Origin of the sequence: Streptomyces sp. NPDC059003, from assembly GCF_042740445.1 — a bacterium.
GTDB lineage: Bacteria > Actinomycetota > Actinomycetes > Streptomycetales > Streptomycetaceae > Streptomyces.
Genome location: NZ_JBHYJH010000014.1, coordinates 77973 through 88992, shown reverse-complemented (window position 1 = coordinate 88992; position 11020 = coordinate 77973). Strand labels below are relative to the sequence as shown.

At 69.4% G+C, this 11020-nt stretch carries 12 protein-coding genes; 1 reads left to right on the top strand and 11 read right to left on the bottom strand.

Annotated features, from left to right (window positions below):
- Positions 1–85: 85 nt before the first annotated feature.
- The 8 genes from ACFWZ5_RS09085 to ACFWZ5_RS09050 all read right to left on the bottom strand — a co-directional run bounded on the left by ACFWZ5_RS09085 (position 86) and on the right by ACFWZ5_RS09050 (position 7345).
- Positions 86–1051, bottom strand: coding sequence for a transketolase family protein (locus ACFWZ5_RS09085; RefSeq protein WP_384785461.1), 966 nt, complete (start codon positions 1049–1051; stop codon positions 86–88).
- Complete coding sequence (locus tag ACFWZ5_RS09080) at positions 1039–1866, bottom strand: transketolase (RefSeq protein ID WP_384785464.1); 828 nt, start codon at positions 1864–1866, stop codon at positions 1039–1041. Before ACFWZ5_RS09080 ends, ACFWZ5_RS09085 begins: the two co-directional genes overlap by 13 nt.
- Entirely contained in the window at positions 1863–2927 is a 1065-nt protein-coding gene (locus ACFWZ5_RS09075; RefSeq protein WP_384785467.1) for a M20/M25/M40 family metallo-hydrolase, read from the bottom strand. The genes ACFWZ5_RS09080 and ACFWZ5_RS09075 overlap by 4 nt, the downstream gene beginning before the upstream one ends.
- Positions 2924–3745, bottom strand: a complete 822-nt coding sequence (locus ACFWZ5_RS09070) for a [LysW]-aminoadipate kinase (RefSeq protein ID WP_384890565.1) — start codon at positions 3743–3745, stop codon at positions 2924–2926. Before ACFWZ5_RS09070 ends, ACFWZ5_RS09075 begins: the two co-directional genes overlap by 4 nt.
- 19 nt (positions 3746–3764) lie before the next feature.
- On the bottom strand, positions 3765–4796 hold the full coding sequence (gene argC / locus ACFWZ5_RS09065; protein ID WP_384785470.1) for an N-acetyl-gamma-glutamyl-phosphate reductase: 1032 nt from the start codon (positions 4794–4796) through the stop codon (positions 3765–3767).
- Positions 4784–5650 carry a RimK family alpha-L-glutamate ligase gene (locus ACFWZ5_RS09060; RefSeq protein WP_384785473.1) on the bottom strand — a complete coding sequence of 289 codons (867 nt, stop codon included), beginning with the start codon at positions 5648–5650 and terminating at the stop codon, positions 4784–4786. Before ACFWZ5_RS09060 ends, argC begins: the two co-directional genes overlap by 13 nt.
- A complete protein-coding gene (locus ACFWZ5_RS09055) occupies positions 5647–5811 on the bottom strand; it encodes a lysine biosynthesis protein LysW (RefSeq protein ID WP_073720752.1) in 165 nt (54 codons plus the stop codon). Before ACFWZ5_RS09055 ends, ACFWZ5_RS09060 begins: the two co-directional genes overlap by 4 nt.
- Before the next feature lie 85 nt (positions 5812–5896).
- Positions 5897–7345, bottom strand: coding sequence for a helix-turn-helix domain-containing protein (locus tag ACFWZ5_RS09050; protein ID WP_384785476.1), 1449 nt, complete (start codon positions 7343–7345; stop codon positions 5897–5899).
- 1093 nt (positions 7346–8438) lie between these two features.
- Between ACFWZ5_RS09050 and ACFWZ5_RS09045 the strand changes: the two genes are divergently transcribed.
- Positions 8439–9377 (top strand): LuxR C-terminal-related transcriptional regulator, encoded by a 939-nt coding sequence (locus ACFWZ5_RS09045; RefSeq protein ID WP_384785479.1) that lies wholly within the window; start codon positions 8439–8441, stop codon positions 9375–9377.
- 29 nt (positions 9378–9406) lie between these two features.
- Here ACFWZ5_RS09045 and ACFWZ5_RS09040 read toward each other — a convergent pair whose 3' ends face one another.
- The 3 genes from ACFWZ5_RS09040 to ACFWZ5_RS09030 all read right to left on the bottom strand — a co-directional run bounded on the left by ACFWZ5_RS09040 (position 9407) and on the right by ACFWZ5_RS09030 (position 10686).
- Positions 9407–9808 (bottom strand): hypothetical protein, encoded by a 402-nt coding sequence (locus ACFWZ5_RS09040; RefSeq protein WP_384785482.1) that lies wholly within the window; start codon positions 9806–9808, stop codon positions 9407–9409.
- Positions 9809–10087: 279 nt separating this feature from the next.
- Positions 10088–10531, bottom strand: coding sequence for a response regulator transcription factor (locus ACFWZ5_RS09035; RefSeq protein ID WP_384785485.1), 444 nt, complete (start codon positions 10529–10531; stop codon positions 10088–10090).
- An 8-nt stretch (positions 10532–10539) separates the two neighbouring features.
- Complete coding sequence (locus tag ACFWZ5_RS09030) at positions 10540–10686, bottom strand: hypothetical protein (protein ID WP_384785488.1); 147 nt, start codon at positions 10684–10686, stop codon at positions 10540–10542.
- Between the last annotated feature and the right edge of the window lie 334 nt (positions 10687–11020).

Sequence of the window (11020 nt, the reverse complement as noted above, 5' to 3'; positions counted from 1 at the left end):
GGATCATGGGGCGGAGTCGGTGCAGCGGCCGGAGTGGCGTGCGGAACGGTTCGCATCGCCGCGGTCGCTTCAGCGCCGGGGGGGGTCAGGCCAGCAGCCGCCGCACGTGCTCGGTCACCGTCGCGCCGGAGATCCCGTTGCGCGCCAGCAGATGCCGGTGTCCCCCGGTACCGGCGGCGAACCGGTCGGCGACCGCCACCCGCCGTACGGGGCAGGCGGCACCGAGGTCGGCCACCACCTCGGCCACGGCGGACCCGAGGCCCCCGGCGGCCCAGTGCTCTTCGACGGTGACGATTCCGCGCGTGCCGGTGGCGGCCGCGACGATCGCCTCCCGGTCGAGCGGTTTGACGGTGTGCATGTTGAGCACGGCCACGTCGATCCCGTCGCGGGCCAGTTCCTCGGCGGTCTCGACCGCGGTGAGCACGGGATGCGGTCCGGTGGCGATCAGCGTCACGTCGGATCCCCGGCGCAGGGACTGCGCGACCCCGATCTGCGGCGGCTCCGCCCCCGGCGCAAGGCTCGGCGTCGCGCCGCGTCCGAGGCGCAGGTACACCGGTCCCGGCAGCTCGGCGCCGGCTCGGACCAGGCTCTCGGTGGCGGGGCCGTCCGCGGGCACCAGCACGGTCATGTTCGGCAGCATCCGCATGACGGCGAGGTCTTCCAGCGCATGGTGGGTGGAACCGAGGTGGCCGGCGGAGAGCCCGCCGTGGGTGGCGACGATCCGCACCGGCAGGTCGTTCCAGGCAATGTCGAGCTTCACCGCCTCCAGCGCACGGGTGGCGGCGAAGGTCGCCATGGTGTTGACGAAGGGGATCCTGCCGGATCTGGCCAGTCCCGCCGCCACGCCCATCAGGTTCTGTTCCGCGATACCGAGGTTGAGGTAGCGCCGCGCCCCCTCGCCCCACGAGGTGGCGGAGAACAGACCGGTGTCGCTGTCCAGGCAGACATAGCGTTCGTCCTCGCCGAGCAACTCGACCAGGACGTCCCGGTACACCTCCCGGGCCGCGCGGGCCTCGCCCGACACAGTGGGTTCGGCTGTCACGACGGACATGTCGTCTCCGTTCGTTCGCCGCGCATCACCGCGGCACGGGCACGCCGGTGCCCGCGCTCGGTGAGCCGGACGTAGTGACTGCGGGCCTGGCCCTCGATATAGGGCAGTCCTTTGCCCTTCACCGTGCGGGCCAGCAGCACGGTCGGTCTGCCGGGGGTGAACGGGATACGCGACAGAGCCGTCCGCACCTGGTCCGGCTCGTGCCCGTCGACCTCCAGGACCGTCCACCCGAAACTGCGCCAACGGTCCCCGAGCGGCTCGAGGCCCAGGGTCTCTTCCGTGTCACCGCTGATCTGCAGCCCGTTGCGGTCCACGATCGCCACCAGCCGGTCCAGTCCCTGGGCGCCGGCAGCCATCGCGGCCTCCCAGACCGAGCCCTCCTGCAGTTCGCCGTCGCCGAGTACGACGAAGCAGCGCCGGTCGCTCCCGTCCAGCCGGGCGGCGAGCGCGAAGCCGACACCGAGCGGCAGCCCGTGTCCGAGCGACCCGGTCGGCATCTCGACCCCGGGGACGGCCGGATTCGGGTGTGCGGTGAACATGCTGTCCGGAGTGCCGTAGCTCGCCAGCAGCTCCACGGGGAAGAAGCCCCGCTCCGCCAGGACCGCGTACAGTCCGATCGCGCCGTGTCCCTTGCTCAGCAGCAGGATGTCCCGGTCCGGCGCCTGCGGCCTCCGCGGGTCGATCCTCAGCACGTCGCGGTAGAGCGTCACCAGGATCTCAACCATGGACATCGATCCGCCGAGGTGTCCGCCTTCCGGGTTGGCGCACATCTGCACGATGAGTTCCCGTGCCGTACACGCGTGGTCGTCGCTCATCGATTCTCTCCGGTGAGGTGCTCGCCCAGTTCGGCCAGGGCACGGGTCAGCACCCCGATGCCGAACAGGTACTCGGACAGTTTGATGTGTTCCCGGTCGGAGTGGTCCAGGCTGCTGTCCCCCGGCCCGTAGGTGGCCATCGGCACGGTCCACCGCTCCGCCAGGGTGTTCATGTCGGAGGTACCGGTCTTCACCTTCGCCCTCGGGCTGCCGCCCTCGGCGCGGATCGCGACCGACAGCGCCCGCACCACCGGGTCGTTGCGGCCGACACGGCAGGCGCGCACCGTGTTGACGACCTGCAGCGTGTCGGGGTCCAGCCGATCGGACAACGCGGCCACCAGCCCCTCGGCGTCGAAGCCCGGGGGAGTTCGGACACTGAACTCCGCGGTGGCGGACGTCAGTCCACCGCTGATCGACGTCAAGGTCGGCCCAGGACTGTCGAATCGGGCGTGGCTCGCCTCCGGGCCGAGCAGGTCAAGCAGCTCCGTCCAGGCCCGCGCTGCGAGTTCGGACGCCTTGGGCACGACGTTGCTGGGATGGGTCGCCTCGCACCGTACGTGGTAGCGGATGTCGAGCTTTCCCTTGTACCCGAGGACGACCGTGTCGCAGCCACTGGGCTCGCCGATGATCAGCGCGTCCGGCGGCTCGTGCGTACGGCGGATCTCCACCGCGCCCCGGGACATCGTGGTCTCCTCCTCCACAGCGCCCACGACCACGATCCGGCCGCGGAACCCCGTACTGCCGGCGGCCGCGCAGATCATCGTGGCGAGCGGCCCCTTGGCGTCGACCGAGCCCCTGCCGTACAGGCGGTCGCCGTCCACCCGCACCGGGATGTCCCCCGGCACGGTGTCCATGTGCCCGAGCAGCATGACCGTCGGCCCCGGTCCGCGCCGGATCTCCCCGACCGCGTTGCCCACCCCGTCGATCCGCGCGGTGAGACCGGCTCCGCGCATGGCGTCCACCACGTGGGCGGCCAGTTCAGCCTCCGCAAAGGACGGCGAGGGGATCTTCAGCATGCCGTGGAGCAGTTCGATCGCGGCCGCGTCCGAAAAGATCGTCACTCTTCCTCCAGCAGCACTTCGGTGCACGAGCCCGCCAGGGCCTCCTGGACCGGACGCGGACGACGGCCGTCCGCGATCAGGACGCGCTGCACACCGGACAGCAGTGCCTCCCGGGCCGCGATCAGCTTGACCCCCATGCCGCCGGTGACGACCGGAGGCGTCCCTCGGCGGGGAACCCGGCAGACAGGGAGCACCGACCGTTCGTCGTGCCGGTCGGCCAGCACCCCCCTCGCCCCGGTGAGCAGCAGCAGGGTGCCCGCCCCGACGGCGCCCGCGACGGCCGCGGCGGCGCGGTCCGCGTCCGTGTTGACCACCCGGCCGTCCTCGGCCACGGCCGGCGGCGACACCACGGGCAGCAGCCCCGACGCGATCAGCGTGGACACCAGGTCGCCGTTGACCGCGGTGATCCGTCCACTGTGGTCGTCCCTGACCACGACCCGGCGTCCGTCGACGACTGCCCGGTGCGCCGACTTGCGGGCGGCCACGAGGAGTCCGGCGTCCAGGCCGGTCAGCCCGACCGCACCCACCCCGCAGGCGCGCAGGGCGGCCAGCAGACGGGGTTTGACGGAGCCTGCCAGCGCCAGCTGCACCACTTCGAGCGTTCGCTCGTCGGTGTACCGGGTCGACACCCCGTCCGGGGCGACGAGCCGACGGGAAGGCACTCCGAGGCGTTCGGCGAGCCCGTCGATGTCGGCCGAACCGCCGTGGGCGAGGATCACCGGCCTGCCGCCGCGGTGCACGGCGGCGACGTCCGCACAGATCGCCTGCGACCGCACAGCGGCGTTCCCGCCGCATTTGACAACAAGTATGTCCCGCATTCGCTTCATCAGCCTCACGTCAGTTCGGATGCAGTCCGAAGAATTCCAGCCCTGTCCGCTCCGGCCAGCCGAAGCGGACGTTCATGCATTGCACAGCGCCGCCCGCGCCGCCCTTGACCAGGTTGTCCAGTGCGCCGATGAGGACCGCGGTGCCGTCGTCCGCGGACACCGCGAAACCGACGTCGCAGAAATTCGACCCGGTCAGGATCTTCGGTTCCGGGAGCCGGTACAGGCCCTGCCGCTGGGCGATGACCCGGACGAACGGCTCGTTCCCGTACGCCGCGCGGAACGCGGACCGGACCTCTTTCTCCGACACCCCGGACGCCAGCTTCACGTGGCACAGCACCTGCACACCGCGGACCGCCTCGACGCCGGTGGCGGTCATCCGCACCGTGCGATCCGTGGCCTGTGCGATCTCGGCCTCGTGCCGATGCCCGGAGGCAGCGAACACACGGAGGGCACCGCTGCGTTCGGCATGGGCACCGGCGGCTCCGCTGGAGACACCCGATCCGCTGGAACCCGTTCGGGCGTCCACCCGGACCGTGCCCTCGATCAGACCCTCCAGGGCCAGCGGCCGGACCGCGAGAATGCCCGCGGTGGCCATACACCCGGGAACCGCGATCCGATCGCTCGTGGTCAGTCGGGCGCGATGCCATTCGGGCAGCCCGGTGGTGAATTCGGGTATCAGCTGCGGGGCGGCGTGCGCGACTCCGTAATAGGACGCGTAGACCTCAGGATCCCGTAGGCGGAAATCGCCGGACAGGTCGATGACGGTCCTGGCCAGTTTGAGGAATTCGGCCATCCTTCCCATGGTTTCCCGATGCGGAGCGGCCAGGAAGAGCACGTCGAAGTCGGTGTTCTCCAGGGTGTCGTGGCCGACGAAGCACAGGTCCGTGTGGCCGCGCAGGTTGGGATGGGGGCCGTCGACCCGGCGCCCGGCGAGGCGGTCGGAGGTCGCGGCCACGACCGTGACCCGTGGATGACCGTGCAGGAGACGAAGCAGTTCGCCGCCGATGTAGCCGGATGCCCCGACGATGGCTACTCGGAGCATGAGCGTGACTTCTCCAGGAGATGGTCGACGATTCGGTCGGCGACGGAGACCGCGTCGCCGAGAGCCTGCTGGAGGCCGGAGAACTCGACACCGTGGTTGACCTCCAGGACCAGCAGCTCTCCCGTCCCGTCCTCGATCAGGTCGACGCCGGCGACCTCGGCCTCCACGGCCTGCGCGGCCATGACCGCGAGTTTCGCGATGTCCGGTGTCATGGGGCACAGTTCACTCACCGCACCCCGCGCCACGTTGGTCCGCCAGTGCTCGCTGCGCCGGTAGGTCGCGGCCAGCGCCTCGCCGCCCACCACGATCACCCGGATGTCCCGGCCCGGTTTGGCTATCCATTCCTGCAGGTAGACGATCCGCGCCTGCGGTGAGGGCAACGCAGCGACGTACTCCAGTACGGTCTCCGCGGTCTGCCGGTCCGGCAGGGCGGAGACCAGACGGCCCCACGAGCCCTGCAGGGGCTTCACCACGGCCGGATAGCCGATGCTCTCCAGAGCCGTCAGCGCCGCTTCCGGGGTCAGCCCGAGGGCCGTCCGCGGTGTCGGGAGTCCCGCTTCGACGAGCGCCGCGGACGTGCGCCACTTGTCACCGCACAGCGCGGTGGCGCGCGCGGAGTTGACCACGATCGCTCCCGCCGTCTCCAGGGCGTCGGCCGCGTACGTCGCCCTGGCGAGCCCGATCTCCCGGTTCAGTACGATCGGGTGCGCGCCGCGGTCACCGAGGGGGTGCCACCAAGCACGGCTGTCGACGTGCCGGTGGGCGATCCCTCTGCGAGAGAGGGCTTCGAGGATTCTCTTCTCGCTGGCCCGCACGCGGGACGCGAGAACCACGAACGGCTCTGCGCGGCTCACTCGCCCCAGTCCTCTTCGATCTCCGGCGCGAGCGCGGCCCGGATCGGATCGAGCGTGAGGATCTCCAGTTCACTGGCGCATTCACCGCATTCCACTATCTCGCCGATCACCGGTGTTCCGGCGGGAACCACCGAGTTCTCACATTCAGGACAGGTAACCATGGTCAGGCCCTTTCGTTGACCGCTATGAGGCACGGGTAAACGTAATGGCCGCTGTGGGCACCGGTAGGCAGAATCAGCGGCAGTCTCAGCCGACCCGGTCCGCCCCCGCCGGAGTCCGGTCCCGCACGTGCAGGAGCCGCACCAGCTGCAGCGCCGTGAACCGCTCCGGCAGGTGGGCGCCCGCCGGCCGCACCAGGCCGTGGACCAGCAGCGCGTGCAGAGCGGCAGCCGGATCCGGCACCAGGTGATCGAGGTCCCCGACCGTCCAGTGCGGACGGTCAGCGACCTCGGCAAGCACCAGGCGATAGCACTCGGCCACGATGTCGACGCTGCGCGCCACGGAACGCAGCAGGTCCTGGCAGCCGCAGCCTGCCGGGGAGGAAAGGAGGGGGAAGTCCCGACCGGCTCGAGCCAGCAGGAGCTCGGGCGGATACACCAGGCACCAGCCCGCCGCGTACTCAAGTGCCCTGGGTACACCGTCGAGCCAGCGGCACAACCGAACCACCGCGTGCGCGTTGTCCTCCCGAAGCCGGAACCCCGGCTGTGACCGGCGCATGTGGGACAAGAACAACGCCACGGACTCGACCTCGCTCAACCGCACGTGGTCGTAGTCCAGCGCCTCCTCCGGCACGGCCATCGCGGTGAGCGGCAGTACGCGCTCACCTGGCAGATATCGCGGCGTCAGACCGGTCACCACGACGTGCAGCCCCGGACAACGCCGAAGCAACTCGCCCACGTCCACCCCGCCGGGACCCGAAGCGTCGCCGCTGTCGATCACCAACAGGAGATGCCTCTCACCGATCGCCGCGACGAGGTCGGCGGTCGGGTCAGCGGTGCTCGGCGGCGGCCCGCCAGGGTCGGGGCCGGCCGCAGGAAGCGCACCGCAGCAAGGGGTACCTCTGGCCGCCGCATGCCACCCGACCCGCCAGCCCCTGGCCCGCAGTACTCGGGCCGCCTCGAGCACCAGATGCGTCTTCCCGATGCCGCTGATGCCGACCACGCTCACCAGGCGGTGACCGTAGACGGTCACCTGATCGAGCAACACCTGCAGCTCCGCTTCCCTGCCCACCAGTGTGCCTGGCGGAGCGGGCGGCACGGGCAGGGCGGGCGGAGCGGACGAGGCGGGCAGTCCGAGCAGTGCATCCCGCAGATCCACCGGGCTTCCACCGGCGGCGTGCAGTTGCTGTCGCTCGGGATCGCTCAGCCGCAACGCGTCGGCCAGCAGCCCCACACTCTCCCGCCGGGGCCGTCGGACCCTTCCGCTCTCCAGATCCCGGATCGCCCGGACGCTCAACGTCGCGAAGTCCGCCAGTTGTTGCTGGGTCAGCCCGCAGCGACTCCGGTGCCTCTTCAGCAACTCGGCGAAGGAGGCTGTTTCGCGGGGCCCCTCCGACGGTGTCGGCAGCGGCCGCCGGCGCGGGACGCCCACTGGGCGTTCGCTTAGTAAAAGTCCGGTTGCCGCGTTCTTTCCGACGGTATGCGGACCGGTGCTCATACGCCCGTCGATCTCGCCGGAGGTGTCCCCGCGCGCCATGCGTCCGAGTGCTTCGCTTTCCCGGTCACCGATTCCCCGGACAGTTTTCCGTAGCCTATTGCTCACAGATTCGGGCGCCTTTCTCTATCTGATTCCCGCGTTCCGACACCTGTTGGACCACAGGCTCCGGAACTCACTACGGATCGACCTCCCCGCGCTCACCCGCAGGTCATCCGGCGACGCGGCCCCAACCGCTGTCGTCGCCGGGCCCGGTGGAGGACGCCACCAGGACGCCGACGCTGCCGCTCTCCGGCCGCAGCGGTACCGGCGACGGCACCGATCATCAGCGCGCAGAGGACAGTGACCACGAACACACGGACAGACTTCATGATTTCTCCCTGGAATCAGAATGAGGAATGCTTGAAAAGTCCCGGCCGGCGTTTTACGGCCGTTCCCCTTCCGCTGTTCCAGACTGGCGGGCACCCGTCCCGGAGGCCACAGACGGAACCATTCACCAAGTTCTCCGACACCAAAGCGGGGGGTGAACGAAAGCCCATGAAGCCGTAATAGGCGACAATACGGACAAGGTTTCGTCATGCAGACGGCCACCACCCGCCCCACCGTGCTCTGCCGGCCCTTCGCTCGCTGGTCACTGGCCCCCGGTCACTGGCCCCCGGTCACTGGCCCTTGGTCACTGGCCCTTGGTCGCTGCGCAAGCTCGTCGCCTACTCGCGCACAGTCCACGTCCGGATCATCCGCAGCGAAGGGTCATCCGCCGGGGCAGCCGCCCCTGCCCTCCTCGGACCGGCCGAGCAGGGCGGGGCCCAACTCGCCGTCCCGCGGGATCTCTTCGACCTGGCGTCTTCCAGCCACTAGGTTTCGAGCGATGAACCCGCTCCCACGGTTGCCCGTCCTAATCGATGCGATCCGCAGCACATGCGGGCCAACCGGTAGGCGGCCCCTACATGGCAGCCGGGAGACGTTTGAGTGCGATGAGGGTGGGGCGCGTTCCCCTACGGGTGTCAGGAGCGAAGGACTGATGGTGGAACAGCAGACCGATGACAACGTTTTCACCGTGGGGGACACACTCCGCGCCGAGGAAGTGGCCGTCTACCGTTGGCTGGCTCTGCACGGTCGGTTAGACCCTGCTTCGATGGCCAAGGAGACAGGGGTCGACGCGACAGCTGTGAGCGGCGCGGTCGACCGCCTCGTCCGGATCGGCCTGGTGCACAGGGGCGAGGAGGGCGACGACCGCCTCTGGGCTGTCGACCCCCACATCGTCGCGGCCGCGGCCACCGCACCGGTGGAGCGGGCCATCGCGGAACAGCAGACGCGACTGCGCCTCTTCCAGGACCAGTTCGCCCAGTTGGCCGTCGACTACAACGAGGGGAGACACAGCGCCCCCACGGACCTGGAGACCATTCCCGGGCTCACCCATGTGCGGGCCGCGTTGAACCGGGCGGCCGAGCAGTGCCGTGAGGACATGGTCACTGTGCAGCCCGGCGGCACCCGCCCGCCCGAGGTGCTCCAGGACGCACTGCTCCGGGACAGCCAGATGCTCGCCCGGGGGGTGCGGATGCGGACCGTGTACCACCACACCGCCCGGTTCAACGGCCCCAGCCAGGCGTACGTCGCCACGGCGAGTGCGTTGGGCGGCGAGTACCGGACGGCCCACCAGCTCGTCGGCCGGATGATCATCTTCGACCGGGAGCTCGCGTTCATGACCAGGCGCAACGACCGGCTGGGCGCGGTGGTGGTCCGGGAACCGTCGGTCGTGCACTTCCTGTACGAGCTGTTCGAGCAACTGTGGTCGCAGGCCCAGCCGTTCTCCGATGCGGCCACCGACGGCCTGGAAGCGGTCGCCAAGGATCTGGACCGCACCATCCTGCGGCTGCTGTCGTCAGGACTGAAGGACGAGACGATCGCGCGGCGGCTCGGAATGTCCTTGCGCACCACCCGCAAACACATATCCGACATGATGCAGGCCCTCGGCGCCGAGAGCCGTTTCCAGGCCGGCTTCGCGGTGTCCGCGAGGGGGCTGCTTGACGACGACGGAGAGCCGGACGCGGCACCCACGACAGCCCTGGCCTGATCCGGCGTACGCCCCGGGGGCGTACGCCGTCAGCCCGAACCCTCCAGGTCGAGCCTGAGCAGTGTGGTCGGGACGTGGGTCTCCGACAACCGGTAGGCGTGAACCTGGGGCACGAAGAGAGTGTCGCCGGAACGCAGCCGCATGCCGAGTGGGCGCGAGGGACCCGGTGCAAGGCCCTCACCGACACGCGACAGGACGCAGCGGCAGGCTCCTTCCACGACCGTGACCGTGGACTCGGCACCGTTCGGCGCGCTCTCCACGACGGGAGAGTCCGGCGACAGGAAGCGGAAGAAGGGGCGCACCCGCAGTTGCAGCCTGCGGCCCAGCTCGGCCGCCAGTTCCTCCGTGCCCGGTCCGCCCGGCACGGTCGAGTTGACGCCCGGTGCCGGACGGGCCGGGCGGGGAAGCCCCAGCAGGGCCGGCAAGGTCATCGGATCCTCGGGCCACAACAGGGCGGGCCCTCGGCCTCCGTTGACCGCCACACACAGAACCAGCTCATCGACGAAGGACCGCAGCGGCTGGCTCAGAGCTCGCCGTCCAGGCACAGTTCTCCGATCTCGCCGCGCTTCCGGGCGATGCCATCTGAATGAGGTGTACCAGGGCACCACGATGCCCGGGCACACTGCGGGAAAGGGAGAGAAAATACCTGAGCGGCGCCGAGGCCGCCCTGAAACACCGCCACACGGAGATCGGTCCCGACAGTCACGTGTTCACGTGTCATTCGGCCGGTGGCCACGATCGGGCAGTCGAGCCCGAGTTCGGTCAGACCTGGGGCCTGCCGGGGGCTTCGGCATGGCCGACAGCCTCATGCCTTCGACGGCGCTCACGAGGGAGACCTCGACCGACAGAGCCAGCAGCAACAGGTGCATGGGGTTCCGGGCTCCGGTTTTCGCTCGTATCCGGCGCATGTAGGTGTCGACGGTATGCAGACTGACATCCATGTGCCGGGCGATCTCCCTGCAGGTGGCTCCGCGCACGATATGTCCGAGCACTTCCCTTTCCCGGCCACTGACGCTACGGACAACTTCCCGCAGCCTGCCGATCAAGCAGTCGGCCGTTCTTTCTCCGCATGATTCCTGTATTCCGGAATCCGCTGGACCACCGTCTCCGGAAGTCCCCACGGACCGGGTCGTCCCCGCGTACGCACAGGTCATCGCGGAACTCAACCCCAACCGCTGTCGCCGCCCGGCGTGATGGAGGAAGATGCCTGAGTGTCGGCACCGCCGGTCTCGGCGGTAGCGGTACCGGCGACGGTGCCGATCATCAGCACACAGAGAACAGCGGCCACGAACACACGGACAGACTTCATCAATTCTCCCAGAAATCAGAGTGAGGAATTCCCGAAAGGTTTCAGCCGACGTTTTTCGGCCGCCCCCTTCCGCAGTTCCAGAATGGCGGGCACCCGTCCCGTAATCCACAGACGGAACCATTCACCAAGTTCCCTGGCACCAAAGCGGGGGGTGAACAAAACGCCCATATATTATGAAATCAAGCCAAACCCGATGCTGATGACCGAGTGCTTTCGGCTTCGCCACTCCAGGGTGAGGGCGGCTCGTCCGGGTCATCGACGGCCTCGGCATGCGGCCGTTGCCGCTTCCCGCACCGGACGCCCTGGCCTCGTCGGTGCGATGGAGGCTCCTCGG